General features: G+C 53.4%; 38 protein-coding genes and 1 pseudogene. 38 read left to right on the forward strand and 1 reads right to left on the reverse strand.

Going from position 1 to position 24,990, the window contains the following annotated elements:
* Position 1: 1 nt before the first annotated feature.
* The 12 genes and pseudogenes from C1192_RS08745 (at position 2) to C1192_RS08800 (ending at position 6,607) form a co-directional block, all read left to right on the forward strand.
* Positions 2–1,948 (forward strand): annotated as a pseudogene (locus tag C1192_RS08745) (transposase domain-containing protein).
* Positions 1,949–1,986: 38 nt separating this feature from the next.
* Positions 1,987–2,925 (forward strand): AAA family ATPase, encoded by a 939-nt coding sequence (locus C1192_RS08750; RefSeq protein WP_001026711.1) that lies wholly within the window; start codon positions 1,987–1,989, stop codon positions 2,923–2,925.
* 15 nt (positions 2,926–2,940) lie between these two features.
* Positions 2,941–3,168 (forward strand): Kil protein family, encoded by a 228-nt coding sequence (locus tag C1192_RS08755; protein WP_000968313.1) that lies wholly within the window; start codon positions 2,941–2,943, stop codon positions 3,166–3,168.
* Positions 3,169–3,170: 2 nt separating this feature from the next.
* Positions 3,171–3,401, forward strand: a complete 231-nt coding sequence (locus C1192_RS26270) for a hypothetical protein (protein WP_000334953.1) — start codon at positions 3,171–3,173, stop codon at positions 3,399–3,401.
* A gap of 11 nt (positions 3,402–3,412) precedes the next feature.
* Entirely contained in the window at positions 3,413–3,682 is a 270-nt protein-coding gene (locus C1192_RS08765) for a hypothetical protein (protein ID WP_021560932.1), read from the forward strand.
* Between the two features lie 20 nt (positions 3,683–3,702).
* Complete coding sequence (locus C1192_RS08770; protein WP_001101153.1) at positions 3,703–4,122, forward strand: hypothetical protein; 420 nt, start codon at positions 3,703–3,705, stop codon at positions 4,120–4,122.
* Between the two features lie 12 nt (positions 4,123–4,134).
* Complete coding sequence (locus C1192_RS08775) at positions 4,135–4,422, forward strand: hypothetical protein (RefSeq protein ID WP_000650004.1); 288 nt, start codon at positions 4,135–4,137, stop codon at positions 4,420–4,422.
* 19 nt (positions 4,423–4,441) lie between these two features.
* On the forward strand, positions 4,442–4,966 hold the full coding sequence (locus tag C1192_RS08780; protein WP_001107930.1) for a host-nuclease inhibitor Gam family protein: 525 nt from the start codon (positions 4,442–4,444) through the stop codon (positions 4,964–4,966).
* Positions 4,967–5,064: 98 nt separating this feature from the next.
* Positions 5,065–5,595 carry a hypothetical protein gene (locus tag C1192_RS08785; protein ID WP_038355574.1) on the forward strand — a complete coding sequence of 177 codons (531 nt, stop codon included), beginning with the start codon at positions 5,065–5,067 and terminating at the stop codon, positions 5,593–5,595.
* Positions 5,595–6,125 carry a Mu-Gp12 family protein gene (locus C1192_RS08790; protein ID WP_000465549.1) on the forward strand — a complete coding sequence of 177 codons (531 nt, stop codon included), beginning with the start codon at positions 5,595–5,597 and terminating at the stop codon, positions 6,123–6,125. The genes C1192_RS08785 and C1192_RS08790 overlap by 1 nt, the downstream gene beginning before the upstream one ends.
* Entirely contained in the window at positions 6,112–6,294 is a 183-nt protein-coding gene (locus C1192_RS08795; protein WP_000429706.1) for a hypothetical protein, read from the forward strand. The genes C1192_RS08790 and C1192_RS08795 overlap by 14 nt, the downstream gene beginning before the upstream one ends.
* 1 nt (position 6,295) lies before the next feature.
* The gene (locus C1192_RS08800) at positions 6,296–6,607 is read left to right on the forward strand and encodes a hypothetical protein (RefSeq protein WP_001059085.1); all 312 of its coding nucleotides are present in this window, start codon (positions 6,296–6,298) and stop codon (positions 6,605–6,607) included.
* Here C1192_RS08800 and C1192_RS08805 read toward each other — a convergent pair.
* Positions 6,569–6,985 (reverse strand): DUF2513 domain-containing protein, encoded by a 417-nt coding sequence (locus C1192_RS08805; RefSeq protein WP_038355573.1) that lies wholly within the window; start codon positions 6,983–6,985, stop codon positions 6,569–6,571. The two genes, C1192_RS08800 and C1192_RS08805, sit on opposite strands and share 39 nt — an antisense overlap.
* Positions 6,986–7,015: 30 nt before the next feature.
* Between C1192_RS08805 and C1192_RS08810 the strand changes: the two genes are divergently transcribed.
* From C1192_RS08810 to C1192_RS08935, 26 genes are all read left to right on the forward strand, one after another.
* Positions 7,016–7,567, forward strand: coding sequence for a gp16 family protein (locus tag C1192_RS08810; protein ID WP_001082361.1), 552 nt, complete (start codon positions 7,016–7,018; stop codon positions 7,565–7,567).
* Entirely contained in the window at positions 7,564–7,953 is a 390-nt protein-coding gene (locus C1192_RS08815; protein WP_000133856.1) for a Mor transcription activator family protein, read from the forward strand. The genes C1192_RS08810 and C1192_RS08815 overlap by 4 nt, the downstream gene beginning before the upstream one ends.
* Positions 7,954–8,030: 77 nt before the next feature.
* Positions 8,031–8,249, forward strand: coding sequence for a hypothetical protein (locus C1192_RS08820; protein ID WP_000515807.1), 219 nt, complete (start codon positions 8,031–8,033; stop codon positions 8,247–8,249).
* Positions 8,242–8,604 (forward strand): hypothetical protein, encoded by a 363-nt coding sequence (locus C1192_RS08825; protein WP_000004161.1) that lies wholly within the window; start codon positions 8,242–8,244, stop codon positions 8,602–8,604. The genes C1192_RS08820 and C1192_RS08825 overlap by 8 nt, the downstream gene beginning before the upstream one ends.
* A gap of 141 nt (positions 8,605–8,745) precedes the next feature.
* Entirely contained in the window at positions 8,746–9,168 is a 423-nt protein-coding gene (locus C1192_RS08830) for a Mor transcription activator family protein (RefSeq protein ID WP_038355572.1), read from the forward strand.
* Positions 9,169–9,262: 94 nt separating this feature from the next.
* Positions 9,263–9,778, forward strand: a complete 516-nt coding sequence (locus tag C1192_RS08835) for a lysozyme (RefSeq protein ID WP_000907404.1) — start codon at positions 9,263–9,265, stop codon at positions 9,776–9,778.
* Positions 9,762–10,148 (forward strand): DUF2570 domain-containing protein, encoded by a 387-nt coding sequence (locus tag C1192_RS08840; RefSeq protein ID WP_103194790.1) that lies wholly within the window; start codon positions 9,762–9,764, stop codon positions 10,146–10,148. The genes C1192_RS08835 and C1192_RS08840 overlap by 17 nt, the downstream gene beginning before the upstream one ends.
* Complete coding sequence (gene lysC / locus C1192_RS26175; protein WP_138650923.1) at positions 10,129–10,350, forward strand: Rz1-like lysis system protein LysC; 222 nt, start codon at positions 10,129–10,131, stop codon at positions 10,348–10,350. The genes C1192_RS08840 and lysC overlap by 20 nt, the downstream gene beginning before the upstream one ends.
* On the forward strand, positions 10,307–10,501 hold the full coding sequence (locus C1192_RS08850) for a hypothetical protein (RefSeq protein ID WP_001001316.1): 195 nt from the start codon (positions 10,307–10,309) through the stop codon (positions 10,499–10,501). Before lysC ends, C1192_RS08850 begins: the two co-directional genes overlap by 44 nt.
* Positions 10,501–10,800, forward strand: a complete 300-nt coding sequence (locus C1192_RS08855; RefSeq protein WP_000364295.1) for a DUF2730 family protein — start codon at positions 10,501–10,503, stop codon at positions 10,798–10,800. Before C1192_RS08850 ends, C1192_RS08855 begins: the two co-directional genes overlap by 1 nt.
* Positions 10,797–11,087 carry a VpaChn25_0724 family phage protein gene (locus tag C1192_RS08860; protein WP_000606409.1) on the forward strand — a complete coding sequence of 97 codons (291 nt, stop codon included), beginning with the start codon at positions 10,797–10,799 and terminating at the stop codon, positions 11,085–11,087. The genes C1192_RS08855 and C1192_RS08860 overlap by 4 nt, the downstream gene beginning before the upstream one ends.
* 11 nt (positions 11,088–11,098) lie before the next feature.
* The gene (locus tag C1192_RS08865) at positions 11,099–11,674 is read left to right on the forward strand and encodes a DUF3486 family protein (RefSeq protein WP_000375394.1); all 576 of its coding nucleotides are present in this window, start codon (positions 11,099–11,101) and stop codon (positions 11,672–11,674) included.
* A gap of 7 nt (positions 11,675–11,681) precedes the next feature.
* The gene (locus tag C1192_RS08870; RefSeq protein WP_038355571.1) at positions 11,682–13,337 is read left to right on the forward strand and encodes a terminase large subunit domain-containing protein; all 1,656 of its coding nucleotides are present in this window, start codon (positions 11,682–11,684) and stop codon (positions 13,335–13,337) included.
* Complete coding sequence (locus C1192_RS08875) at positions 13,337–14,875, forward strand: DUF935 domain-containing protein (protein ID WP_021579478.1); 1,539 nt, start codon at positions 13,337–13,339, stop codon at positions 14,873–14,875. Before C1192_RS08870 ends, C1192_RS08875 begins: the two co-directional genes overlap by 1 nt.
* Entirely contained in the window at positions 14,856–16,175 is a 1,320-nt protein-coding gene (locus C1192_RS08880) for a phage minor head protein (RefSeq protein WP_038355570.1), read from the forward strand. Before C1192_RS08875 ends, C1192_RS08880 begins: the two co-directional genes overlap by 20 nt.
* Positions 16,172–16,642, forward strand: a complete 471-nt coding sequence (locus tag C1192_RS08885) for a phage virion morphogenesis protein (RefSeq protein ID WP_000050891.1) — start codon at positions 16,172–16,174, stop codon at positions 16,640–16,642. The genes C1192_RS08880 and C1192_RS08885 overlap by 4 nt, the downstream gene beginning before the upstream one ends.
* Positions 16,643–16,838: 196 nt before the next feature.
* The gene (locus C1192_RS08890) at positions 16,839–17,924 is read left to right on the forward strand and encodes a phage protease (protein ID WP_038355569.1); all 1,086 of its coding nucleotides are present in this window, start codon (positions 16,839–16,841) and stop codon (positions 17,922–17,924) included.
* Positions 17,921–18,838, forward strand: a complete 918-nt coding sequence (locus tag C1192_RS08895) for a Mu-like prophage major head subunit gpT family protein (protein ID WP_021526017.1) — start codon at positions 17,921–17,923, stop codon at positions 18,836–18,838. The genes C1192_RS08890 and C1192_RS08895 overlap by 4 nt, the downstream gene beginning before the upstream one ends.
* A 66-nt stretch (positions 18,839–18,904) precedes the next feature.
* Positions 18,905–19,315 carry an HI1506-related protein gene (locus C1192_RS08900; RefSeq protein WP_000017158.1) on the forward strand — a complete coding sequence of 137 codons (411 nt, stop codon included), beginning with the start codon at positions 18,905–18,907 and terminating at the stop codon, positions 19,313–19,315.
* Positions 19,312–19,737, forward strand: coding sequence for a gp436 family protein (locus C1192_RS08905; protein WP_001104972.1), 426 nt, complete (start codon positions 19,312–19,314; stop codon positions 19,735–19,737). The genes C1192_RS08900 and C1192_RS08905 overlap by 4 nt, the downstream gene beginning before the upstream one ends.
* Positions 19,737–20,285, forward strand: coding sequence for a phage protein Gp37 (locus tag C1192_RS08910; RefSeq protein WP_038355568.1), 549 nt, complete (start codon positions 19,737–19,739; stop codon positions 20,283–20,285). Before C1192_RS08905 ends, C1192_RS08910 begins: the two co-directional genes overlap by 1 nt.
* A complete protein-coding gene (locus C1192_RS08915; protein WP_173405931.1) occupies positions 20,269–20,475 on the forward strand; it encodes a DUF2635 domain-containing protein in 207 nt (68 codons plus the stop codon). Before C1192_RS08910 ends, C1192_RS08915 begins: the two co-directional genes overlap by 17 nt.
* Positions 20,472–21,959: a phage tail sheath subtilisin-like domain-containing protein gene (locus C1192_RS08920; protein ID WP_001280310.1), complete on the forward strand. Its 1,488-nt coding sequence runs from the start codon at positions 20,472–20,474 to the stop codon at positions 21,957–21,959. The genes C1192_RS08915 and C1192_RS08920 overlap by 4 nt, the downstream gene beginning before the upstream one ends.
* Positions 21,960–21,968: 9 nt before the next feature.
* Positions 21,969–22,325 carry a phage tail tube protein gene (locus C1192_RS08925; RefSeq protein ID WP_000918404.1) on the forward strand — a complete coding sequence of 119 codons (357 nt, stop codon included), beginning with the start codon at positions 21,969–21,971 and terminating at the stop codon, positions 22,323–22,325.
* A gap of 9 nt (positions 22,326–22,334) precedes the next feature.
* Complete coding sequence (locus C1192_RS08930) at positions 22,335–22,769, forward strand: phage tail assembly protein (RefSeq protein WP_072039167.1); 435 nt, start codon at positions 22,335–22,337, stop codon at positions 22,767–22,769.
* A gap of 144 nt (positions 22,770–22,913) precedes the next feature.
* Positions 22,914–24,986, forward strand: a complete 2,073-nt coding sequence (locus tag C1192_RS08935) for a tape measure protein (RefSeq protein ID WP_038355567.1) — start codon at positions 22,914–22,916, stop codon at positions 24,984–24,986.
* Positions 24,987–24,990 lie beyond the last annotated feature (4 nt).

The following is a 24,990-nucleotide window of genomic DNA, read 5'->3' on the forward strand; positions in this document are numbered from 1 at the left end:
TATGAAAGAATGGTATACAGCAAAAGAGTTGCTCGGTTTGGCAGGTTTACCAAAGCAAGCCACTAACATTACACGTAAGGCACAAAGAGAAGGCTGGGAGTTTAGGCAGGTTGCAGGGACTAAAGGTGTATCATTTGAATTCAATATCAAATCATTCCCTGTCGCATTACGTGCTGAAATTCTGTTGCAACAAGGGAGAATTGAAACAAGTCAGGGGTATTTTGAAATCGCCCGCCCCACGCTGGAAGCCCATGATTATGATCGTGAGGCACTGTGGAGCAAATGGGATAACGCCAGCGATTCCCAGCGCAGACTTGCTGAAAAATGGTTGCCTGCGGTTCAGACTGCAGACGAAATGCTGAACTAGGGGATTTCAACAAAAACGGCTTTTGCGACCGTTGCAGGGCATTACCAGGTCAGCGCATCCACTTTGCGGGACAAGTATTACCAGGTACAGAAGTTTGCGAAGCCTGACTGGGCGGCTGCGCTTGTTGATGGACGTGGTGCATCCCGTCGCAACGTTCACAAAAGTGAATTTGACGAGGATGCCTGGCAGTTTCTGATTGCAGATTATCTGCGACCGGAAAAGCCCGCCTTCCGCAAATGTTATGAGCGTCTGGAACTGGCAGCCCGCGAGCATGGCTGGAGTATTCCCTCCCGTGCCACGGCCTTTCGCCGGATTCAGCAACTGGACGAGGCAATGGTTGTTGCCTGTCGTGAAGGTGAACATGCACTGATGCATCTGATACCGGCACAGCAGCGAACTGTGGAACACCTGGACGCCATGCAGTGGATCAACGGCGACGGTTATCTGCATAACGTCTTTGTACGCTGGTTTAACGGTGATGTGATCCGTCCGAAAACATGGTTCTGGCAGGATGTGAAAACCCGAAAAATTCTGGGCTGGCGCTGCGATGTGAGCGAGAACATTGATTCAATTCGCCTCTCGTTCATGGATGTTGTGACTCGCTACGGTATCCCGGAGGATTTTCACATCACCATTGATAACACCCGTGGTGCTGCGAATAAATGGCTGACGGGAGGCGCGCCCAATCGCTACCGCTTTAAGGTGAAAGAAGACGATCCAAAGGGGGTGTTTTTACTGATGGGTGCGAAAATGCACTGGACAAGCGTTGTTGCCGGTAAAGGCTGGGGCCAGGCAAAACCTGTTGAACGTGCTTTCGGTGTTGGTGGGCTTGAGGAATACGTTGATAAGCATCCGGCACTGGCTGGCGCATATACGGGGCCAAATCCGCAGGCAAAACCTGATAACTATGGCGACCGCGCTGTTGATGCAGAGCTGTTTCTGAAAACCCTTGCCGAAGGTGTGGCGATGTTCAATGCCAGAACAGGCCGTGAAACAGAAATGTGCGGGGGCAAACTCTCGTTTGATGATGTTTTCGAGCGTGAATACGCCAGAACGATTGTGCGTAAGCCAACCGAAGAACAAAAACGGATGCTGTTACTGCCTGCCGAGGCGGTGAACGTTTCACGCAAAGGCGAGTTTACGCTTAAAGTTGGCGGCTCCCTTAAAGGCGTGAAAAAAGTTGTGGTCAGGTTTGATCCGCAGCAGCTACACAGCACGGTTTATTGTTACACCCTGGACGGTCGGTTTATCTGTGAAGCGGAATGTCTGGCACCTGTTGCATTTAATGATGCTGCGGCAGGCCGTGAATATCGCCGCCGCCAGAAACAACTGAAATCTGCAACTAAAGCAGCCATTAAGGCGCAGAAACAAATGGACGCGCTGGAAGTTGCTGAACTGCTGCCGCAGATAGCCGAACCAGCAGCACCAGAATCACGAATTGTTGGTATTTTCCGGCCTTCCGGTAATACGGAACGGGTGAAGAATCAGGAGCGTGATGATGAATACGAAACTGAGCGTGATGAATATCTGAATTATTCGCTGGATATTCTGGAACAGAACAGACGTAAAAAAGCCATTTAATTAACGTTTAAACAAAATTTAATTACGAGGTTATTCAGATGAATATTTCCGATATTCGCGCAGGACTGCGCACGCTTGTAGAAAATGAAGAAACCACCTTTAAACAAATTGCTCTTGAGAGCGGACTTTCTACCGGAACTATCAGTAGTTTTATCAATGATAAGTACAACGGGGATAACGAGCGTGTCTCACAAATGCTGCAACGCTGGCTGGAAAAATATCATGCAGTGGCAGAACTACCTGAACCGCCCCGCTTTGTGGAAACGCAGACGGTAAAACAAATCTGGACAAGTATGCGTTTTGCCAGCCTGACTGAAAGTATTGCTGTTGTATGTGGCAATCCTGGTGTGGGCAAAACCGAAGCGGCCCGTGAATATCGCCGCACCAATAACAATGTCTGGATGATCACCATTACGCCATCCTGTGCCAGCGTTCTGGAATGTCTTACTGAACTGGCGTTTGAGCTGGGAATGAATGACGCACCACGCCGTAAAGGGCCACTCTCCCGTGCCCTGCGACGTCGCCTTGAAGGTACACAGGGGCTGGTTATCATCGACGAAGCTGATCATCTTGGTGCCGAAGTTCTGGAAGAACTCCGCCTGTTACAGGAATCAACCCGCACTGGCCTTGTGCTGATGGGAAATCACCGGGTTTATTCAAATATGACGGGGGGTAACAGAACGGTTGAATTTGCCCGTCTGTTTTCCCGTATTGCAAAGCGCACTGCAATTAATAAAACCAAAAAAGCCGATGTAAAAGCTATTGCGGATGCCTGGCAGATTAACGGCGAAAATGAACTGGAGTTATTACAGCAGATTGCGCAGAAACCAGGTGCGCTTCGCATTCTGAATCATTCACTTCGCCTTGCCGCCATGACGGCTCACGGTAAAGGTGAGCGTGTTAACGAAGATTATCTGCGTCAGGCTTTCCGTGAATTAGACCTGGACGTTGATATTTCAACGCTGCTGCGTAATTAAGAAGGAGAAGAAATTATGATGGCCCGAAATATAAAAATGGCAACGGATGCGCAGAACTGGTTACAGGCGCGCGGGAGTCATGTAAATGAATCATATCTCGGCGTGGCGCGTCCGATTCTTGAAATCACTTACCCACCGGTGGAACTGGTAAAAAGCGCGGTCAGAATTATGGAGCATAAGTCCGGGGTGGCCCGTTCTGTATGGACGGCCCGTCTTAATGGTTGCCAGATTATCTGGAGATAACGATGTGTATTAAAGCTGAAAAATATATTGAATGGGTTAAACACTGTCAGTGCCACGGGGTGCCGCTGACGACATATAAATGCCCCGGATGTGGTGAACAGATTATGACGCAATGCTCACCCGAAAAGGAAATTCGGGATTCCCTGACATGTTGTCCGTGGTGCAGCGCGGTTTTCTTTAAGCAGGTAAAAGGCGCGAAGGTAAAAGCCAGCGCAGTTATTCAGAATCAATAAGGAGAAACAAAATGGCAAAGGTTATCTTTGAGTTTACATGGCTGGAAAGTAGTGACGGTTGCAATGGGCGCAGAGAAGTTCTGGATGCAAAAGCATGTCTTGCAGATATCTCGCCAACGGAAAATACCGGGCCTCATGATTTACTGGCAAATATCGTCCTGACTATGGCTCCTGAAATTATTAAAAAGGCCAAAGATGAGATGCTGACCACTATGAAGAAAGTGGGTATGGAAGCTGAATGTGATTTAGTACCACATCCGGTGAATGCGGTTAAACATTAATTCGCAAAGGAACGCTGACAATGAACGTCAAAATCCGAAATGAAATTCAGGCATTAATCCGAATTCAGGAACGCAATAACAACGGTGGTGAATTACGCGAGTTTATTTGCGCCAGGAAAGTTGATGATTGTGGTGAAAAGACGTACCTGATCGCTTTCGACCATTACAGCATCTGTGCGCGTTATTGCGGCGAAAGCATATCCCGCGCCATTGCATTTGGTGGTGCGTTCAACGTGGATTTATGGGAGTACGTCATGGACCGGGAATACATCTGCGCATCAGACCCTGAAGCCCGTGAAATGTGGCAGCGTATCTGGCGCGATTACCGGTTAATGGCAAAAGGCTGGGCGCGCTGCTGTTATTCCTCGCTTGCCCTGAAAGCGGTTCAGTTATCGCTGCGGCATATTCCGGCATCACTGCGCGAGCCTCTGCTGTACTGAATGGTGACTGACATGAAGTGTAATCGTAAGCGCTGGTCACGCGAAGACCGGGAATTTATCGAAGCCAACGTCGGGAAAATGACCATTGAAGAAATGGCGGAAAAACTGAAAGTCGCCACAACCGCCCTCCGGGCACATGCCAGAAGGCACGGAATATCATTGTGTGTATACCGAATCAGTGAACACGACAAATATTTATGTCGTGAACTTTATAAAGAAGGACTGGATATTCATGTCATTGCCCGAAAGATGGAATTAAGCAATCGAGCTGTATCCAGCATTGTATACAGCGGATATTAATTAACAGGAGCTTTAATTTATGGCTAAACCAGCAAAACGTATCAAAAGTGCCGCAGCGGCTTATGTGCCACAAAACCGCGATGCGGTGATTACCGATATTAAACGCATCGGGGATTTACAGCGCGAAGCATCACGTCTGGAAACGGAAATGAATGATGCCATCGCGGAAATTACGGAGAAATTTGCAGCCCGGATTGCACCGATTAAAACCGATATTGAAACCCTTTCAAAAGGCGTTCAGGGATGGTGTGAAGCGAACCGCGACGAACTGACGAACGGCGGCAAAGTGAAGACGGCGAATCTTGTCACCGGTGATGTATCGTGGCGGGTCCGTCCGCCATCAGTAAGTATTCGTGGTATGGATGCAGTGATGGAAACGCTGGAGCGTCTTGGCCTGCAACGCTTTATTCGCACGAAGCAGGAAATCAACAAGGAAGCGATTTTACTGGAACCGAAAGCGGTCGCAGGCGTTGCCGGAATTACAGTTAAATCAGGCATTGAGGATTTTTCTATTATTCCATTTGAACAGGAAGCCGGTATTTAATACCACCATTAATATTTAATTAATTCACATTCTTTTAATTATGGCGCGATACGTCAGGGGATTGCTCGCACCTGAAACAGATTACTGAGGAATAAAACATGGTTGATGCAAAAATTCTGAATGGTGTCAGCACATTATTACGGGCTTACGGACGCCTGACCTGCGGAGTTCTGGCTGAAAAAATGAATATGCTGCCCTCGTCAATGGTGTATTTCCTGCGTGATGCGGTTGATGCCGGAGTGCTCACCGAATGCAACGGATTTTATGACGTTCCGCGCCCGCGTCCGACGTCGCCTGTAAGACGAAACGCAACTGAGCAGCCTGCTGTTGATGATGCGGTGTGGTGCAACTGGCGTCGCTCATTACCCTGGGTGGAAGGTAATACCATCCCCGCGCTGGCAAAAGAGTTTGCGACGGGCGTGCTGACCTGTGAGTCAGTCCACATTGTTGCTGAGGTGGATAACAGAATGTGCGAACAGGGAATGCCCCGTTTTGTGATGGCTTATATCGATATCCGGCTGGGGCGTTTTATTTGCAGTTCAAGCGCCTGGAATATCACCGACCATGTACTGCGTTATCTCATTCTTGATTGTTCTCCGGCTCCCGCAGCGGTGCAGGAGGTGGCGTGATGTTTTTTAAAACGTCAAATCCCGCAGCACTGCTGGCATGGGACCAGTTTATGGCGGACTGCCTGAAACTACGCGAAGAAGCCCGCCATCTTGATAAGGTTCTGGGTTGTGGTTGCCGGTCAGTATTCAGCACAGGTATTGGTGGGCGTCATTTTCATGGCGTGAATTTTCCGGGGAATGAGCGACCTTTCTCGCCGGAGTTGTGGACTGTACAACGCTCCGCATCAGGTAACAGTTGCAGGCCAAGAACATCGCGCATTCCTGCACATCTGCGGGAGCAGTCAAAAGAGCTGGCGAAAATATGGCAGGAGAATATTCCGGTCACTTATGCCCGTACTGACGCTCTCTTACCCGCACTGGGACTGGATTTCAGCGCAACAATATTCGGCCCGCTCCGGTGGTTCCGTGTTGGTGATGTGATTTACGTCATGACAGGGATGACTCCCGCACAGGGCCGCATGACTGAAATCCTTTCTGACGAATTTATCCGGGCGCAAAAACAGGCGGAGGTAAACAATGGAAAACAATGAAACATCGTATTCGTGGCTGGGGAAATTTACCACGGTGAAACAGGAATGCCCGACCTGCGGTAATGAATCCCCTGAATATCTGAAAGAGTGCCCTCATTGTGGCGGGCAGAAATGCAACCACTGCGATATGGGCGATGACACGGCGTGCATGAATTGTGAAGGTGAGTGACATGAATAATGGTGTATTTTCAAAATCAGAAGAGCTTGCCGCCCTGCTGATTGCCGGTGGTTTGCCGAAAAAAGAAGTGCATGACTTTGTGAATTTTGTATATGAGCCGTCTCATGAAAAAGCTATTGATGAAGTCATGGCGTACCGGTTTGGCATTATTGCTGAGTCACTGAGTCCTCACTGGATTATTGAAAATCTCCGCACTATTGCTGATGGTAACGATAAAGTGGCGGCTGTCGCCGCCCTTGATGTGCTGCAACGTATGAACCGGGAACTATTCAATCCCGAGTTTCTTTTTAAGAAACGAGGTTAACCACTGTTTGCCGACGTCTGTTACGAGCGTCATCGGGGCGTCGGCAAGGTCCTGTTTTATGCGCTCAAGAATGGGTTTTTGATGTAGTGCTTTCGCAAAATCATGACCATCTTGTGTAAGTCTGACACTGGTGCCTGAATATGAATATCCGAGGCTTGTTGGGGTGAGACCAATGCTTTTTGCGGTGCCTGTTTCCAGATATCTGTTGCTGATAAAACCATTTTCAACCAGCAACAGAATATGGAAAACCAGCTTCTGATGGCTGTCGCTGTGCCGCTGAGAACGATCCCAGCCGACATCTTCCAGTCGAATGAATGCGGTGTCGGCCTCCAGAAAAACATCAAATATTCTGGCTATCTCGTCATAATCAATTTTCATATCTCATTCCTTAATATGAGAGGTGAGCAAATGAATCGCACATCGCTTATTAAATTAATCCATGTCGCCCGTCGGGAGCTACAACTCGACGATGACACTTACCGCGCCTTTCTGATGCAGAAAACGGGCAAAACCAGTTGCCGCGAGCTGACGGTTACGCAACTGGAACAGACGCTCGATGCAATGAAAGAACGCGGCTTTAAGAAGCTGAATAAACATCCACGTCGCCGCTTTAAGGAACATGTCACGCCCCGCGAGAAGGTGTACAAAGTCTGGCAGCAGATGGCAGAAGACGGTTTTATTACCGATGGCGGTGATGTGGCGCTGGATAAATATGTTCAGCGCCTGACCGCGAAACGCAACGGCGGACAGGGCGTTTCCACACTGGCGTGGTGTCATGGCGACACGCTGCTGACAGTCCTCGAAACACTCAAGCAGTGGCACATCCGCTGTATTCGTGAAGCCTTTTCCCGTCACGGGCTTCCATTGCCGGTCAGTCCGTCCGGTCGTGAACTGCGCGGCTATGATGCCATGACGGCGGCTTATGCCCATGCCAGAAAGACGCGGAGGATGGCACAATGACGGAAGATTTATTTGGTGATTTGCAGGATGACACCATCCTGGCACATCTTGACAATCCTGCAGAGGATACGTCACGCTTTCCGGCACTGCTGGCGGAGCTGAACGATTTACTACGCGGGGAATTGTCCCGGCTGGGTGTTGATCCTGCCCATTCACTGGAGATTGTTGTGGCTATCTGTAAGCATCTGGGCGGCGGTCAGGTCTACATTCCACGCGGTCAGGTTCTGGACTCGCTGATTCGGGATTTGCGTATCTGGAATGATTTTAACGGTCGCAACGTCAGCGAACTGACCACCCGTTATGGTGTCACTTTCAATACGGTTTACAAGGCCATTCGCCGGATGCGACGGCTGAAATACCGCCAGTACCAGCCCTCACTTCTGTAAACAGTAAAGCCGGTTAATCCGGCTTTTTTTACGTCCTCAATATCCTGTGATGAATAACCGTACCGGGGGAAATCATCATGGGTAAAGGCTGGAATGCATCCTTTCATCTTGGCAGACGTGAGCGGCTGCGTCAGGAGGTTTTGCACCGTGTCGCCGGTGGGCCACGGCCTGCGCCCCGCGACTATACCGGTCATGATGGCACCCACGGCAGTTATTACATGAAAGGCTGGCAGTCAGTTGATATGCCGGAAATTCTTCATCATTGCCTGCTTTACAGGGAGAAACATTATGTCTGAGCGTTCTGCTCGTCAGTGGCCTGATTTTTTATCGGTGGTATTACTGGCGCTGTTATTGTGGATAAGTCTGTTTTGTGGCTGGCGCGCGCTGATGTTTTGCTGTGCCTCGGTTTTCAGTGTTGCTTTATGTGTTGCCGCTGATTGTCTGGATGCGCTGATAATGAGCTGCCGGGTGCCTGAACATTTTGCCCGGTTCGTCTGGCCTCTGACCTGGCTGGGGAGTCTGTCCGGGCTGGGATTAGCCGTGATGGCAACGTCTCAACTGAAAACGGGTCCTGAGCATGTCATCTGGGCGCTGGCCGGATTGCTGACGTTCTGGCTCTCCTTTCGTTTTCGCGCTCGTCTGTTCGGGTAAAGGGGCACCATGTACAGAAAATTCAGTGATGAATGTTTCGGGCCGTCCACGCTGATGAGTGCGATAAAAGTGATTGCCCTTGTGGTTCTGATAACCATCAGTGCCATGGTGTATCTTTCTGTCTGTTAACCAGGGGAAAATATGCAGCATGATTTATTTGAACACGATCCGGCAATTCGCCAGTTAATCGGACATATTGATAACATCCCGGCCCCGGAACTGGAATCACGCTGGCCCCGTTCGGTGGTTGATCTGATTGATGTTCTGGAAAACGAACTGAAACGCCAGAACGTCAGCAATCCCCGTGAGCTTGCCCGTAAACAGGCCGTTGCCCTGTCCTGTTTTCTGGGCGGGCGGCAGTTTTACATCCCCTGCGGCGATACGATCCTGACCGCGTTACACGACGATTTGCTTTACTGCCAGTTCAATGGTCGTAACATGGAAGAACTGCGTCGCCAGTATCGCCTGTCCCAGCCGCAGATCTACCAGATTATTGCCCGCCAGAGAAAGCTGCATACACGACGTCATCAGCCTGATCTGTTCTCACCTGAAAGCCAGAAATAACCGGCATCCTGCCGGTTATTTCCTGTCACCATAATCCCGCACCTGCCATCTGATTTTTTAGACTGCCATCAGAGCATTTTTTCAGGGAAGCATGATGGCGGGGATACCAAAAAAACTGAAAGCCGCACTGCTGGCGGCAACGATTGCCGGTGGCGGTGTGGGTGGTTATCAGGAAATGACCCGTCAGTCTCTGATCCATCTGGAAAATATCGCTTATATGCCTTACCGCGATATTGCCGGTGTGCTTACGGTCTGTGTGGGACATACCGGGCCGGATATCGAAATGCGCCGTTACAGCCATGCGGAGTGTATGGCTCTTCTCGACAGTGATTTAAAACCGGTTTATGCGGCAATCGATCGTCTTGTCAGGGTGCCGCTGACGCCATATCAGAAAACGGCGCTGGCAACGTTTATTTTCAACACCGGTGTTACCGCATTCAGTAAATCAACGCTGCTGAAAAAACTCAATGCCGGTGATTACGCCGGAGCGCGTGACCAGATGGCCCGCTGGGTGTTTGCCGCAGGCCATAAATGGAAAGGACTGATGAACCGTCGCGAAGTGGAAATGGCTATCTGGAATATCAGGGGGGCGGATGACCTTCGCCAGTAAAAGTTTACTGCTGGCAGCCGTGTTTGCCGCCGTTCTGTCCGGGGTGTTGTGGCACAGGCTGGACAGCACCCGCCACGATAACCAGACGCTGCGCCGTGAATTACAGACGGAGCAACAGGCCCGCAACACGGCTGAATGGTTGTTACACGGTCAGGAACAGACGATGCAGGTATTTTCCGCTATCCGTGCCGCAAATCGTGCCGCGCGGCTGGCAGACGAGATAGAACATCATGATGCAAAACAAAAAATTACAACCGCCATTACCGGTGACAATTGCAGCACTCGTCCTGTGCCTGCCGTTGCTGCTGACAGGTTGCGGGAACTCGAAAAACGCACCCGTGCCATCGGTGGTGATCCTGCCCGAAACTGATGCAGAACTGACGGAAGCAACGCCCGTTCCGCCCATGCCACAGCCCCTGACGTGGGGAGCATCCCTTCTCTGGAATGCTGACCTGTTGATGGCGCTCGGGCAGTGCAACCGCGACAAGGCATCAGTCCGGGAACAGGAGACCCGAAGGAAAGAAATTTATGAACGAAGACCAGAACCGGGCGGTGGCGCTGCTGCTCGCTGAACTCTGGCAGGGGGATACCCGTGATATTCCCCGCCCGGCGGCGTATGACCCGCCTGTATTGTGTGCCGGTTGCGGTCGTGAGCTGCGGCCTGATGTGCTGAGACAGCAGCCGATGGCGAACTACTGCCACTGGTGCCGTGGAGCAGAATAATGGATTTGATTTCAGTTTTAGCGTTATGGCCTTACCTGTTGCCTGTTGTGGCCGGTGGGGCCGTCTGGGCAATGCGTCGTAGTTTTGCCAGCACTGAGCGTGTGGAGCGTCTTGAAAACCGGATGACCGAAATGGAAACCCGCTACGCCAGCATCCCTGGCACAGAAGATGTACACGAAATGCGCCTGCGAATTGCAGAGCTGTCCGGCGATATCCGGGTGCTGTCCCAGCGGGTGCAGTCATTTTCCCATCAACTGGAGCTGCTGCTTGAAAACGCAGTAAACCGGAGTAATTCATGATTAACGATATTCTGACCGAAGACCGTCGTCTGGTCATCCTGCGTTCCCTGATGGACTGCAATAACGAAGCAAACGAATCCATCCTTCAGGACTGTCTGGATGCATACGGACACAACGTTTCCCGCGATGTGGTTCGCGGCCAGATTGACTGGCTGGCAGAGCAGCAACTGGTCACCGTGGAAAACCTGCGCGGCTTTTATGTCGTAACGCTGACCTCCCGAGGTCAGGATGTGGCAGAAGGTCGTGCCCGCGTTGCCGGTGTCAAGCGTCCTCGTCCCCGTGCATGACAGGAGGCGTGATGGACAGGAAAACACGGGGCCGGGCTTCAAAAGTGGATTTACTGCCGGAAAACGTACGTAAAACGCTGCATGAAATGCTGCGTGATAAAGCGATCCCACAGGCCCGCATTCTGGAAGAAATTAACGCACTGATTGAAGACGCTGGCCTGCCGGATGAGATGAAACTCTCCCGTTCCGGTCTGAACCGTTACGCGACGAACGTCGAGCAGGTAGGCCATAACCTGCGACAGATGCGTGAAATGACGTCAGCACTGACCGCAGAACTTGGCGACAAGCCAATGGGAGAAACCACAAAGCTGATTCTGGAAATGGCCCGCAGCCAGCTTTTTAAGGCCATGATGCGGCAAATCGAAAACCCGGAATCTGACGTGGATATTGACCTGCTGAAAAATGCCATGCTGGCGGCACAGCGTCTGGAATCCACGGCAATGTCCAGCCACCGGCGCGAGAAAGAAATCCGCCAGGCATTCGCAGAAGAAGCGGCAAACGCCGTGAGTGAAGAACTGCGCGGGCAGGATGGCATCAGCGAAGAGCTGGAGCAGCGTATCCGTGATGTACTGCTGGGTAAGGCATGAGAGGGTTATGAACACCAGAGAAAACAACCTTAAAGCCCTTCATGCCCCCCGAAAAATCAACCTGCGTGAGGAAGCCGGACTGCTCGGCGTGAATATCGTGACCGATATCGGGGAAGCACAGCCCCGCAATGAACCGGTTTTTCTGGGCTATCAGCGGCGCTGGTTTGAGGATGAAAGCCAGATTTGCATCGCTGAAAAATCCCGTCGTACCGGTCTGACATGGGCTGAAGCGGGCCGCAATGTCATGACGGCCGCAAAGCCGAAGCGTCGCGGTGGTCGCAACGTCTTTTATGTGGGTTCCCGTCAGGAAATGGCGCTGGAATACATCGCCGCCTGTGCCCTGTTTGCCCGCGCCTTTAACCAACTGGCAAAGGCTGACGTCTGGGAGCAGACCTTCTGGGACAGCGACAAAAAAGAAGAAATCCTCACTTATATGATCCGTTTCCCTAACAGCGGATTTAAGGTGCAGGCGCTGTCAAGCCGTCCGTCTAACCTGCGTGGTTTGCAGGGGGACGTGGTGATTGATGAGGCGGCATTTCATGAAGCCCTGGACGAACTCCTGAAAGCGGCCTTTGCTCTCACCATGTGGGGTGCCCGCGTGCGGATCATATCGACACATAACGGCGTCGATAACCTGTTTAACCAGTACATTCAGGATGCGCGCGAGGGGCGCAAGGATTACAGCGTTCACCGCATCACGCTGGATGATGCCATCGCTGACGGGTTATACCGACGTATCTGTTACGTCACGAATCAGCCGTGGTCGCCGGAAGCGGAAAAAGCCTGGCGTGATGGCCTGTACCGGAATGCGCCGAATAAAGAGAGTGCCGACGAGGAATACGGCTGCATTCCTAAAAAATCCGGGGGCGCTTATCTGTCACGCGTGCTGATTGAAGCCGCCATGACGCCAGCGCGGGATATCCCGATTCTGCGTTTTGAAGCCCCGGACGATTTTGAATCGCTGACACCACAAATGCGCCACGGCATCGTTCAGGACTGGTGTGAACAGGAGCTGCTCCCGTTGCTCGATGCGCTGTCGCCGCTCAATAAACACGTACTGGGCGAAGACTTTGCACGCCGTGGCGACCTGACGGTGTTTGTGCCACTTGCCATCACGCCTGACTTACGCAAACGCGAATGTTTCCGCGTGGAGCTGCGTAATGTGACCTATGACCAGCAGCGACAAATCCTTTTATTCATTCTGTCCCGTTTGCCCCGTTTTACCGGCGCTGCATTTGATGCCACCGGTAACGGCGGTTATCTGGCAGAAGCCGCCCGTCTGATTTATGGCCCGGAGATGATCGACTGTGTGAATCTGACCGCATCCTGGTATCAGGAGTGGATGCCAAAACTGAAAGGCGAGTTTGAAGCGCAGAACATCACGATTGCCCGGCACCAGACCACACTTGATGACCTGCTCCACATCAAGGTGGACAAAGGTATTCCGCAGATTGATAAGGGGCGCACAAAAGATGAAGGCGGTAAAGGCCGACGACATGGCGACTTTGCCGTGGCGCTCTGTATGGCTGTCAGGGCGTCTTATATGAATGGTTTTGTTATCGACGAGGACAGCATACAGGCGCTGCCACCACGCCACCGTGGTGATGATGTTGATAACGATGATTTTGATGATTATCACCAGTTTGAACGAGGGGGCTGGTAATGGGCCGTATTCTGGATATTTCCGGGCAGCCGTTTGATTTTGACGATGAAATGCAGACCCGCAGCGATGAGCTGGCAATGGTCATGAAGCGCACGCAGGAGCATCCTTCCAGTGGTGTGACGCCGAACCGGGCCGCGCAGATGCTGCGTGATGCCGAACGCGGTGATCTGACAGCACAGGCTGACCTGGCCTTTGATATGGAAGAAAAGGACACCCACCTTTTTTCCGAACTGAGCAAACGCCGCCTTGCCATTCAGGCGCTGGAATGGCGCATCGCTCCGGCACGTGATGCCAGCGCACAGGAGAAAAAAGACGCTGACATGCTGAATGAATATCTGCATGATGCGGCGTGGTTTGAAGATGCCCTGTTTGATGCCGGTGATGCCATTCTCAAGGGTTATTCCATGCAGGAGATTGAATGGGGCTGGCTGGGAAAAATGCGCGTGCCGGTGGCGCTGCATCATCGCGATCCGGCGCTGTTCTGCGCGAACCCCGATAATCTGAACGAATTACGTCTGCGTGATACGTCTTATCACGGGCTGGAGCTGCAACCGTTCGGCTGGTTTATGCACCGGGCCAAATCCCGCACCGGGTACGTTGGCACCAATGGCCTTGTGCGCACGCTTATCTGGCCTTTTATTTTTAAAAACTATTCCGTGCGTGATTTTGCGGAGTTCCTGGAAATTTACGGACTCCCCATGCGCGTCGGTAAATATCCGACCGGCTCCACAAACCGCGAGAAAGCCACGCTGATGCAGGCCGTGATGGATATCGGGCGACGTGCCGGTGGCATTATTCCGATGGGGATGACGCTGGATTTTCAGAGCGCCGCAGATGGTCAGTCAGACCCCTTTATGGCGATGATTGGCTGGGCAGAAAAAGCGATTTCAAAAGCCATTCTGGGCGGCACCCTGACCACAGAGGCCGGCGATAAAGGTGCACGGTCGCTGGGTGAAGTGCATGATGAGGTTCGCCGGGAAATCCGTAACGCGGATGTGGGCCAGCTTGCCCGCAGTATTAACCGTGACCTGATTTATCCCCTGCTGGCACTGAACAGTGACAGCACCATTGATATTAACCGCCTGCCGGGCATTGTATTTGATACCAGTGAAGCGGGTGATATTACGGCACTGTCTGACGCCATTCCGAAACTGGCGGCGGGAATGCGTATTCCGGTCTCCTGGATACAGGAAAAACTCCATATTCCGCAGCCGGTCGGTGATGAAGCCGTGTTTACTGCTCAACCGGTCGTCATGGATAACGGTCCGCAGAAAGAGGCTGCATTATCCGCTGAAGATATCCCGCAGGAGGATGATATCGACCGGATGGGCGTCTCACCGGAAGACTGGCAGCGTTCGGTTGATCCCCTGCTGAAACCCGTCATTTTTTCTGTGCTGAAAGATGGCCCGGAAGCCGCCATGAACAAAGCCGCTTCATTATATCCGCAGATGGATGATGCAGAACTTATCGACATGCTGACCCGTGCCATTTTTGTTGCCGATATATGGGGGCGTCTGGATGCCGCAGCAGACCATTGATCTGGCGTATGCCGCACGCCTCCCGCCAAAGGAGGCTGTCGCGTATTTCCGCGCCAAAGGCTACAACATCACCTGGAACTGGTACGAACAACTGGCAGACGCGCACGCCCGCGCCTTTACCGTTGCCAAAGCCACCCGGATGGATGTACTGACCACAATCCGTGAGGAAGTGGAGCGGGCTGTCAGTGAAGGCATCACCCGTGAGGAATTTACCCGCACACTGGCCCCCCGGCTGCAAAAACTCGGATGGTGGGGAAAACAAATCATCGTGGATGCAGAGGGAAACGCGAAGGAAATCGAACTGGGCAGTCCGCGTCGTCTGGCAACCATTTATGACGTCAACACCCGTACAGCATATGCGGCGGGACGTTATGCGCAGATGATGAACACGGCGGACCTGTATCCGTTCTGGCAGTACGTTGTTGTCGAAGATGGCAGAACGCGCCCGGAACACCTCTTGCTGCGCAATATGGTTTTCCGGTGTGACGATATTTTCTGGCAGACGCATTACCCGCCGAACGGCTGGCGCTGCCGCTGTCGCGTCCGGGCGCTGTCTGCGGCCCGCATGAAAGAGCTGGGGTTACAGGTCAGTTATGGTGCGTCATTCATGAATACCCGCGAAGTGGATGCCGGTACGGATGAAAGCACCGGCGAGATTTTCCGCACATCGTCAACCACGTTTGACAACGGTCGGGTAAAAATGACGCCGGATGTGGGCTGGTCATATAACCCCGGTTCGGCGGCATTTGGTACGGATCAGGCACTGATTCGAAAACTGGTGGAAGTTCGTGACACGCAGCTGCGTGAACAGGTTGTTCAGACGCTGAATAACAGCCGGGAGCGTCAGCTTGCTTTTTCCCTCTGGCTTAAACGCCTGGCAGGATCACGTCAGACCGGTCATGAAATCCGGGCGCTGGGGTTTATGACGGGATCCGTGGCTGAAGCCGTATATCAGCGCACCGGGAATATGCCAGCCCGTCTGCTTGTAATGAACGGGAAAAGTCTGGCGACCACTGCTGATGCCGCCCTGAAACCGGAGGATTTACAGCGTCTGCCGTCGCTGATGGCAAAACCACAGGCGGTATTGTGGGACAGGGAGAACCACCAGTTACTGTATGTTGTGGCAACCCGTGACGGCACGGCCCGGATTGTGGTCAGAACATCACAGACAGTCGGCAGGCAGAATGACCGGGCGGATGTGCTGGTCAGTGTCAGCCGCGTATCTGCACAGTCGCTTGAAGCCGCGATTGCTGACGGGATGATTGACATACTGGAGGGGCATGTGGAGGTGAATAAGTGAGTCTTGATATGAACGTTGCCGTGGATGTGCGACGTATTCAGCTTGCGCTGGATGAACTGGGAACCGTCACACGTGACCGCGTCATTCCCCGTGTGATGGCTGCGGCGCTGCTGTCATCCACGGAACAGGCATTTGAACGGCAGGCAGACCCGGATACAGGGAAAGGCTGGGAAGCGTGGAGCGATTCGTGGCTGGCATGGCGTCAGGATCATGGTTTTGTTCCGGGCAGTATCCTTACCCTGCATGGCGATCTGGCACGCAGCATTACCACCGATTATGGACAGGATTATGCCCTGATTGGTTCGCCAAAAATTTATGCTGCCATTCATCAGTGGGGCGGTACACCCGATATGGCACCCCGCCCGGCAGGCGTTCCTGCGCGTCCTTATATGGGGCTGGATAAGACCGGGGAACAGGAAATTTTTGATGCCATCAGAAAACGCGTCAGCGCCGCTCTGAGGCAATAAACGGAATCAGACATGAAATCAGCCGCACAGATTTTTTAAAACGCGCCACGGGATTTTTAAACCGGTATTTAACGGTGTATGAATCCCGTTTTATCTTCCTTCCACTTTCTTTCTCCAGTACTCAAATAGCATAACCCCAGATTTTCCCGCACCTCCCGCAAACTGACTGCTCACAAACCATGATGAGCAGCAGGACATGAAAAAACACGCGATTGGCATTGCCGCACTGAATGCGCTGTCCATTGACGATGACGGCTGGTGCCAGTTATTGCCTGCCGGTCATTTCAGTGCCCGTGATGGTCGTCCGTTTGATGTGACAGGCGGTCAGGGGTGGTTCATCGACGGTGAGATTGCCGGGCGTCTGGTTGAAGGCGTTCGCGCGCTCAACCAGGACGTGCTGATTGATTACGAGCATAACCAGCTACGTAAGGACAAAGGATTACCCCCGGAACAACTCGTCGCGGCTGGCTGGTTTAACGCCGATGAAATGCAGTGGCGTGAAGGTGAAGGGTTATTTATCCACCCACGCTGGACGGCGGCGGCCCAGCAGCGCATCGATGACGGCGAATTTGGTTATCTCTCTGCGGTTTTTCCGTATGACACCGCCACCGGTGCGGTGCTGCAAATCCGCCTTGCTGCGCTGACCAATGACCCCGGTGCCACCGGCATGAAAAAGCTGACCGCACTGGCGGCAGACCTTCCCGACATCCTTCAACAGGAGAACAAACCCATGAATGAAACGCTGCGCAAGCTGCTTGCGCGTCTTGGGGTGACTGTCCCCGAAAATGCAGACATCACCGATGAACAGGCAACAGCGGCACTGACCGCGCTGGACACGCTGGAAATTAATGCCGGGAAAGTGGCGGCGTTGTCTGCCGAACTGGAAAAGGGACAGAAAGCCGCCGTTGACCTGACGAAATACGTCCCGGTGGAAAGCTACAACGCCCTGCGTGATGAACTGGCACAGGCGACTGCACAAAGCGCTACAGCCAGCCTGAGCGCCGTTCTGGACAAGGCGGAACAGGAAGGCCGCATTTTCAAAAGCGAACGCACTTACCTGGAACAGCTTGGCGGTCAGATTGGCGTGGCGGCACTGTCGGCACAGCTTGAGAAAAAACAGCCCATCGCTGCGTTATCTGCCATGCAGACCACCACAGCGAAAATCCCGTCGCAGGAAAAAACGGCGGTGGCGGTGCTGTCTGCTGATGAACAGGCAGCAGTGAAGGCGCTCGGCATTACAGAGGCTGAGTATCTGAAAATGAAACAGGAACAAGAAAAATGATTGTCACCCCGGCATCCATTAAAGCCCTGATGACCTCCTGGCGTAAGGATTTTCAGGGCGGTCTTGAAGACGCCCCGTCGCAGTACAACAAAATTGCAATGGTGGTGAACTCTTCCACCCGCAGTAATACCTATGGCTGGCTGGGTAAATTCCCGACCCTGAAAGAATGGGTGGGTAAGCGAACCATTCAGCAAATGGAAGCGCATGGCTACTCCATCGCCAATAAAACGTTTGAAGGCACCGTGGGTATTTCCCGTGATGACTTCGAGGATGACAATCTGGGTATTTATGCGCCGATTTTTCAGGAGATGGGCCGTTCTGCGGCAGTTCAGCCGGATGAGCTGATTTTTAAACTTCTGAAAGATGGCTTTACCCAGCCCTGCTATGACGGTCAGAACTTCTTCGACAAGGAGCATCCGGTATATCCGAATGTGGATGGCACGGGCAGCGCGGTTAATACCTCCAACATCGTTGAGCAGGACAGCTTCAGCGGTCTGCCATTCTATCTGCTGGACTGCTCCCGCGCAGTCAAACCGCTGATTTTCCAGGAGCGCCGCAAACCGGAACTGGTCGCACGTACCCGTATCGATGACGACCACGTTTTTATGGATAACGAGTTCCTGTTTGGTGCCAGCGCCCGGCGTGCTGCCGGTTACGGCTTCTGGCAGATGGCTGTCGCGGTAAAAGGCGATCTGACGCTGGATAACCTCTGGAAGGGCTGGCAACTGATGCGCTCTTTTGAAGGTGATGGCGGTAAGAAACTGGGCCTGAAGCCGACGCATATCGTTGTACCGGTCGGGCTGGAAAAAGCCGCAGAGCAACTGCTTAACCGTGAACTGTTCGCGGATGGCAATACCACCGTCTCCAACGAGATGAAGGGCAAGCTGCAACTGGTTGTTGCTGACTACCTGTAACTGTCATTAAAAGGCGGTTCAGACCGCCTTTTAATCTGATTTAAAGGAAAAGGAGGAGCATGTGTTATGTCAGGCACTTCGCTTAATTCACAACGGCTGGACACTTCTCGCATCACTTGCACGGCGATTATTAAATGCCTTCGTCCGGTCTACCGCCGCGCCGGAATCGCCTTTACACGTGGCGAAAACACCGTGGAAGTCACCGAAGAACAACTGGCGATCATTCGTGCCGACAGCGTGCTGTCTGTGGTATCTGCATCGTCAGCAGAAACGCTCGCTGAGGCTGGGGGGCTGGACGTTCTGGGTGTGGGCGATCTGAATACCCGTATCCGTGCGACCGTTGCCGGTCTGGATAAGGCAAACCCGGAGCACTTTACCGCAGGGGGAGAACCCAAAGTGAAAGCCGTCAGTGCGGCGCTGGGGGAACCGGTGAGCAGTGCGCAAATCAAAGCGGCGCTGGCTGAGGCGGATGCATGAATTACGCGACGGTAAATGACCTGTGCGCCCGCTATACACGTACGCGGCTGGATATTCTCACCCGCCCTAAAACAGCGGACGGGCAGCCGGATGATGCCGTGGCAGAACAGGCACTGGCAGATGCTTCGGCCTTTATTGATGGCTATCTCGCCGCGCGCTTTGTTCTGCCGCTTACCGTCGTCCCCTCACTGCTGAAACGGCAGTGTTGCGTGGTGGCCTGGTTTTATCTGAATGAATCACAACCCACCGAGCAGATCACCGCTGCCTACAGGGACACAGTGCGCTGGCTGGAACAGGTGCGCGATGGCAAAACAGATCCCGGCGTGGAAAGCAGGACGGCAGCCTCGCCGGATGGTGAAAACCTTGTGCAGGTGCAGTCTGACGCGCCGGTCTTCTCACGAAAACAGAAGGGGTTTATCTGATGCTGGAAGAAACCGAAGCCGCACTGCTGGCGCGCGTTCGTGAGTTGTTTGGGGCAACCCTGCGGCAGGTGGAACCCCTTACCGGCACATGGACTAACGAGGATGTGCACCGTCTCTTTCTGGCCCCGCCATCGGTATTTCTGGCATGGATGGGCTGTGGTGAGGGGCGTACGCGTCGGGAAGTTGAAAGTCGCTGGGCATTTTTTGTCGTGGCGGAGTTGCTGAACGGGGAACCGGTAAACCGGCCCGGTATTTATCAGATTGTGGAGCGACTGATTGCCGGTGTTAACGGTCAGACGTTTGGCCCGACCACCGGGATGAGACTGACGCAGGTCAGAAATCTTTGTGACGACAACCGTATCAATGCCGGTGTGCTGCTTTACGGCGTTCTGTTCAGTGGCACTACCCCGCTGCCGTCCGTGGTGGACATGGATTCGCTGGATGATTACGAGCGTCACTGGCAGACCTGGAAATTCCCGGACGAAACCCCGGAATTTGCCGCACATATCAATGTGAATCAGGAAAAGGATCATGATGCTGAAAATTAAACCCGCAGCGGGAAAAGCCATCCGTGACCCGCTCGCGATGAAATTACTGGCTCCGGAGGGAGAAGAAAAGCCCCGTAACAGTTTCTGGATACGTCGCCTTGCAGCCGGTGATGTGGTTGAAGTCGGGAGCACCGAAAACACGGCGGATGATACCGACGCTGCGCCGAAAAAACGGAGTAAATCGAAATGAGCGATATTTCATTTAACGCGATCCCGTCAGATGTTCGCGTTCCTCTGACGTATATCGAATTTGATAACAGTAATGCCGTCAGCGGAACACCGGCACCCCGTCAGCGCGTGCTGATGTTCGGGCAAAGCGGAAGTAAAGCCAGTGCGGCACCAAACGTGCCTGTCCGTATCCGTTCCGGCTCACAGGCCAGTGCGGCGTTTGGTCAGGGTTCCATGCTGGCACTGATGGCAGATGCATTCCTGAACGCTAACCGCGTGGCGGAGCTGTGGTGTATTCCGCAGGGGAACGGCACCGGTAATGCTGCTGTCGGTGAAATTTCACTGTCAGGAACGGCAGGCGAAAACGGCTCGCTTGTGACTTACATTGCCGGTCAGCGACTGGCGGTATCTGTCGCAGCAGGTGCAACGGGAGCGGCGCTGGCTGACCTGCTGGTTGCCCGAATCAAAGGCCAGCCTGATTTACCGGTGACGGCAGAAGTTCGCGCAGACAGCGGGGATGATGACACCCATGCAGATGTGGTTCTGAGTGCAAAATTTACGGGTGCATTATCTGCCGTGGACGTGCGCTGGAACTATTACGCGGGTGAAACGACCCCTTACGGGATTATCACGGCATTCAAAGCCGCCTCCGGGAAAAATGGCAACCCGGATATCAGCGCAAGTATCGCGGGAATGGGCGATCTGCAATACAAATATATTGTGATGCCCTATACCGATGAACCGAACCTGAATCTGTTACGCACTGAATTGCAGGAACGCTGGGGACCGGTCAATCAGGCTGATGGCTTTGCCGTGACAGTGCTGTCCGGCACGTATGGGGACATTTCCACGTTTGGTGTCAGCCGTAATGACCATCTGATTTCCTGTATGGGGATTGCCGGTGCACCGGAACCGTCATATCTGTACGCCGCCACACTGTGTGCCGTTGCCAGCCAGGCGCTTTCCATCGACCCGGCGCGTCCACTCCAGACGCTGACGTTGCCCGGAAGAATGCCGCCTGCGGTGGGGGATCGTTTCACCTGGTCAGAACGTAATGCGCTGCTGTTTGACGGCATCTCCACGTTTAACGTGAATGATGGTGGTGAAATGCAGATTGAACGCATGATCACGATGTACCGCACAAACAAGTACGGTGACAGCGATCCGTCTTATCTGAACGTGAATACCATCGCCACGCTGAGTTATCTGCGTTATTCGCTGCGAACCCGCATCACGCAGAAATTCCCGAACTACAAGCTGGCAAGTGATGGCACCCGCTTTGCCACCGGTCAGGCCGTGGTGACGCCATCCGTGATCAAAACGGAGCTGCTGGCACTGTTTGAAGAATGGGAAAACGCCGGACTGGTCGAGGATTTCGACACGTTCAAAGAGGAGCTGTATGTGGCACGTAACAAGGACGACAAAGACCGTCTTGATGTGCTGTGCGGCCCGAATCTGATTAACCAGTTCCGCATTTTCGCGGCACAAGTTCAGTTCATTCTGTAAGGAGCATTTATGGCTGGAAATCAGCGTCAGGGGGTGGCGTTCATCCGTGTCAATGGCATGGAGCTTGAAACGATGGAAGGGGCCTCCTTCACGCCTTCCGGCATCACCCGTGAAGAAGTGACCGGCTCGCGGGTTTATGGCTGGAAAGGTAAACCACGTGCCGCAAAGCTGGAATGCAAAATTCCGGGCGGTGGTGATATCGGTCTGGATGAAATCATCGGCTGGGAAAACATCACGGCAGAGTTTCAGGCAGACACCGGTGAAACCTGGATGATGGCGAATGCCTGGCAGGCAGATGAACCGAAAAACGACGGCGGCGAAATTTCGCTGGTACTGATGGCAAAACAAAGCAAACGCATTGCATAAGGGGAAACAATGGACGAAATGAATTTAGGTCCTGAAGCACAGGAACTGCATGACAGCATTGTGGCAGAAATTCAGTCCGGCGTGCTGAAACTGAAAGACGGCCTGCCGTTCGGCACCGGTGACGAGACTGAAATGCAGTATGACGTGACACTGCGTGAACTGACCGCAGGCGATCTGATTGATGCCCAGGCGGCGGCTGAAAAGCTGGTAATGAGCAAGGAAGGCCCGATACTGGTCAGTTCCCCGTCCCGGATGGGACTGGAAATGCTGCGCCGACAGATTGCCAGCGTGGGCTGCATCAAAGGCCCGTTGTCGATGGCACTGATTCGTAAACTGTCCGCTGATGACTTCCAGCGTCTGTCGCTGGCCACAGAAATGTACGACATGGCTGTGGCAGCATCGCTGACACAAGAACGGGGGCGAGTGGCTGCGGTGCCGGAATGATATTGAGAAAGCGGCGACAGCGATTGGCGTTATTCTGAAAAGTGGCCCGGAATGGGCCTTGTCTCTCCCGCTGTCCCGCTTTTTCCGGCACTGCCAGCAGGCGAAAACCCTCTCTCAATATCACCGTTAAATCAGGAAATCTCTATGACCGGGAAACGCTTAAAGGCGTCTGTCATTATTGATCTTAATGGCAATCTTTCCCGGCGTTCCCGCCAGTATTCGAACCAGATAAACGCCCTGTCCCGTAGCGGGCAAAGTTCCCTTCGTGCCCTGCGTATGGAGGTTGTGCGCGTTTCTGGTGCCATTGACAGAATGGGTTCACTGTCAACCCGTACATTCCGAATGCTGTCAGCCGGGGCGCTGGGTATCGCTGGTGTGGGTTACACCGCCAATAAACTGTTTATTGGTGCAGCCGCCCAGCGTGAGCAGCAGATCATCGCCATGAACTCGCTGTATCACGGCGATAAGGTCAGAGCGCAGGCCATGATGGCCTGGGCAAAGCAGAACGCGAAGGACACCACGTGGGGGCTGAGTGGTGTTCTGGATGAGATCCGTTCGTCGAAAGGCTTCGGCATGACGGATGAACAGACGAAACAGTTCATCACCATGTTGCAGGATCAGGGGGCCATGCACGGCTGGGATTTACCCACTGCCCAGGGTGCCTCACTGCAACTGAAACAGATGTTTGCCCGCCAGCAAATCACAGCGGCGGATGCCAACCTGCTGACCGGTTACGGTATCAACGTTTATCAGGCGCTGGCGGATGCAACGGGAACGGACGTTAAAAAAATCCGTGATCTGGGTACAAAGGGCAAGCTGGGCCTGAAATCCATTCTGACGGTATTCAGAACGCTGCCAGAACAGTCAAAAGGTGCACAGGCCAGTGCGATGAACTCCTGGGACGGGATGTTCGCCCAGATGGAAGCCAACCTGCTTGAATTTCGCATAAAGGTGGCAAACAGCGGCCCCTTTGAAGAAATCAAGAACGAGATGCGCCGGGTGCTTAACTGGCACGACATGGCGGATAAATCCGGGGAGCTTGACGCACTGGCAGAAAACATTGGTCAGAAATTTCTGACCACGTTCAGAACGGTAAAAATCGCGGCGCAGGAGTTATGGCGCTGGCTGAAACCGGGTAAAGATGCGCTGGCATGGGTTGACCAGAATATTGTCAGCCTGAAAAAACTGGCTGCTGTTCTGGTGTCTGTCTGGCTTGCCAATAAAGCCCTGAGAGCAGGCTGGGCTGTGGCAAAACCCTCATGGCAGGTTGCCAGTTATCCGTTTAAAACCGGGCGTCGTATGTGGCGCTGGATGCGAAACCGCAAACGTGGGCAGGCAGGTCTGCCGGTCCCGGATGCCATGACGTCTGAGACGCTGTTGCAGGGTGTCGGCATTCAGCGTGTGTTTGTCATCAACTGGCCCCGTGGATTTGGTGGCTACGGGAGTGGCGGCGGTCGTCGCGTACGGAGCGGCGGAAGAATGGCCCCGCTGTTACCCCGCCAGCCGTTATTGCTGTCCGGGCCACAGCCGCTGGCATTACCTGCACCACGCCCTGTACTGGCATTACCCCCACCCGGCGTACCGGTAACGGCACGGCCTGCACCATTACCTTTACCCGGTAAATCCGGTCTTCTGAGCAGGCTTGCAGGCAGTGCTGCCGGGCAACTGGTTACGGGAACGGTCGGAAAGCTGGCTGATGCCGGGCGTGCCGTTGGCGGGTGGTTTTCCGGTATCGGAAACAAACTTGCAGGCAGTGCGATCGGTCGGGTTGTGACAAAAGGTGCCGGGGCGCTGGGCTGGATGGGGAAAGGTGCCGGTCGTGCGTTGTCACGTCTGGGTGGCCCGGTAATGGGGGCACTCCAGCTTGCCCCCGTCCTGATGGATGAGCAGGCGTCAACCCATGAAAAAGCAGGCGCAATTGGCAGTACAGCCGGTGCATGGCTCGGCGGTGCCGTTGGCAGCCTTGCCGGACCGCTGGGTACGGTTGCCGGTGCCACGCTGGGCAGTGTCGCCGGGGAGTATCTGGGCGGTTTTGTAACCGACCTGTATCAGAAATGGACGGCCACGGATAAGGAACCGCAGGAACAAAAAGTCAATGCGGAAGCCTCGCTGCGCGTCGAACTTGGCGAGGGGTTACGTCTGACCAGTTCCCGCGTCACCGAGGATGGTATGGGGCTGAATATTTACGCGGGCGATAACTACATTACGGGCTGGTAAAACC

It is taken from the genome of Escherichia marmotae (assembly GCF_002900365.1).
Taxonomy (GTDB): domain Bacteria; phylum Pseudomonadota; class Gammaproteobacteria; order Enterobacterales; family Enterobacteriaceae; genus Escherichia; species Escherichia marmotae.

Coding starts and splice junctions, on each gene's coding strand:
- C1192_RS08825 (WP_000004161.1), top strand. CDS start 8,242: ATGTCTGAGCGTTCTGCTCGTCAGTGGCCTGATTTTTTATCGGTGGTA.
- C1192_RS08755 (WP_000968313.1), top strand. CDS start 2,941: ATGATGGCCCGAAATATAAAAATGGCAACGGATGCGCAGAACTGGTTA.
- C1192_RS08935 (WP_038355567.1), top strand. CDS start 22,914: ATGACCGGGAAACGCTTAAAGGCGTCTGTCATTATTGATCTTAATGGC.
- C1192_RS08870 (WP_038355571.1), top strand. CDS start 11,682: ATGAACACCAGAGAAAACAACCTTAAAGCCCTTCATGCCCCCCGAAAA.
- C1192_RS08905 (WP_001104972.1), top strand. CDS start 19,312: ATGAATTACGCGACGGTAAATGACCTGTGCGCCCGCTATACACGTACG.
- C1192_RS08880 (WP_038355570.1), top strand. CDS start 14,856: ATGCCGCAGCAGACCATTGATCTGGCGTATGCCGCACGCCTCCCGCCA.
- C1192_RS08770 (WP_001101153.1), top strand. CDS start 3,703: ATGAACGTCAAAATCCGAAATGAAATTCAGGCATTAATCCGAATTCAG.
- C1192_RS08785 (WP_038355574.1), top strand. CDS start 5,065: ATGGTTGATGCAAAAATTCTGAATGGTGTCAGCACATTATTACGGGCT.
- C1192_RS08855 (WP_000364295.1), top strand. CDS start 10,501: ATGGATTTGATTTCAGTTTTAGCGTTATGGCCTTACCTGTTGCCTGTT.
- C1192_RS08835 (WP_000907404.1), top strand. CDS start 9,263: ATGGCGGGGATACCAAAAAAACTGAAAGCCGCACTGCTGGCGGCAACG.
- C1192_RS08840 (WP_103194790.1), top strand. CDS start 9,762: ATGACCTTCGCCAGTAAAAGTTTACTGCTGGCAGCCGTGTTTGCCGCC.
- C1192_RS08910 (WP_038355568.1), top strand. CDS start 19,737: ATGCTGGAAGAAACCGAAGCCGCACTGCTGGCGCGCGTTCGTGAGTTG.
- C1192_RS08810 (WP_001082361.1), top strand. CDS start 7,016: ATGAATCGCACATCGCTTATTAAATTAATCCATGTCGCCCGTCGGGAG.
- C1192_RS08780 (WP_001107930.1), top strand. CDS start 4,442: ATGGCTAAACCAGCAAAACGTATCAAAAGTGCCGCAGCGGCTTATGTG.
- C1192_RS08800 (WP_001059085.1), top strand. CDS start 6,296: ATGAATAATGGTGTATTTTCAAAATCAGAAGAGCTTGCCGCCCTGCTG.
- C1192_RS08895 (WP_021526017.1), top strand. CDS start 17,921: ATGATTGTCACCCCGGCATCCATTAAAGCCCTGATGACCTCCTGGCGT.
- C1192_RS08890 (WP_038355569.1), top strand. CDS start 16,839: ATGAAAAAACACGCGATTGGCATTGCCGCACTGAATGCGCTGTCCATT.
- C1192_RS08830 (WP_038355572.1), top strand. CDS start 8,746: ATGCAGCATGATTTATTTGAACACGATCCGGCAATTCGCCAGTTAATC.
- C1192_RS08860 (WP_000606409.1), top strand. CDS start 10,797: ATGATTAACGATATTCTGACCGAAGACCGTCGTCTGGTCATCCTGCGT.
- C1192_RS08750 (WP_001026711.1), top strand. CDS start 1,987: ATGAATATTTCCGATATTCGCGCAGGACTGCGCACGCTTGTAGAAAAT.
- C1192_RS08925 (WP_000918404.1), top strand. CDS start 21,969: ATGGCTGGAAATCAGCGTCAGGGGGTGGCGTTCATCCGTGTCAATGGC.
- C1192_RS08920 (WP_001280310.1), top strand. CDS start 20,472: ATGAGCGATATTTCATTTAACGCGATCCCGTCAGATGTTCGCGTTCCT.
- C1192_RS26270 (WP_000334953.1), top strand. CDS start 3,171: ATGTGTATTAAAGCTGAAAAATATATTGAATGGGTTAAACACTGTCAG.
- C1192_RS08850 (WP_001001316.1), top strand. CDS start 10,307: ATGAACGAAGACCAGAACCGGGCGGTGGCGCTGCTGCTCGCTGAACTC.
- C1192_RS08815 (WP_000133856.1), top strand. CDS start 7,564: ATGACGGAAGATTTATTTGGTGATTTGCAGGATGACACCATCCTGGCA.
- C1192_RS08805 (WP_038355573.1), bottom strand. CDS start 6,985: ATGAAAATTGATTATGACGAGATAGCCAGAATATTTGATGTTTTTCTG.
- C1192_RS08875 (WP_021579478.1), top strand. CDS start 13,337: ATGGGCCGTATTCTGGATATTTCCGGGCAGCCGTTTGATTTTGACGAT.
- C1192_RS08915 (WP_173405931.1), top strand. CDS start 20,269: ATGATGCTGAAAATTAAACCCGCAGCGGGAAAAGCCATCCGTGACCCG.
- C1192_RS08775 (WP_000650004.1), top strand. CDS start 4,135: ATGAAGTGTAATCGTAAGCGCTGGTCACGCGAAGACCGGGAATTTATC.
- C1192_RS08765 (WP_021560932.1), top strand. CDS start 3,413: ATGGCAAAGGTTATCTTTGAGTTTACATGGCTGGAAAGTAGTGACGGT.
- C1192_RS08790 (WP_000465549.1), top strand. CDS start 5,595: ATGTTTTTTAAAACGTCAAATCCCGCAGCACTGCTGGCATGGGACCAG.
- C1192_RS08865 (WP_000375394.1), top strand. CDS start 11,099: ATGGACAGGAAAACACGGGGCCGGGCTTCAAAAGTGGATTTACTGCCG.
- C1192_RS08820 (WP_000515807.1), top strand. CDS start 8,031: ATGGGTAAAGGCTGGAATGCATCCTTTCATCTTGGCAGACGTGAGCGG.
- C1192_RS08930 (WP_072039167.1), top strand. CDS start 22,335: ATGGACGAAATGAATTTAGGTCCTGAAGCACAGGAACTGCATGACAGC.
- C1192_RS08900 (WP_000017158.1), top strand. CDS start 18,905: ATGTCAGGCACTTCGCTTAATTCACAACGGCTGGACACTTCTCGCATC.
- C1192_RS08795 (WP_000429706.1), top strand. CDS start 6,112: ATGGAAAACAATGAAACATCGTATTCGTGGCTGGGGAAATTTACCACG.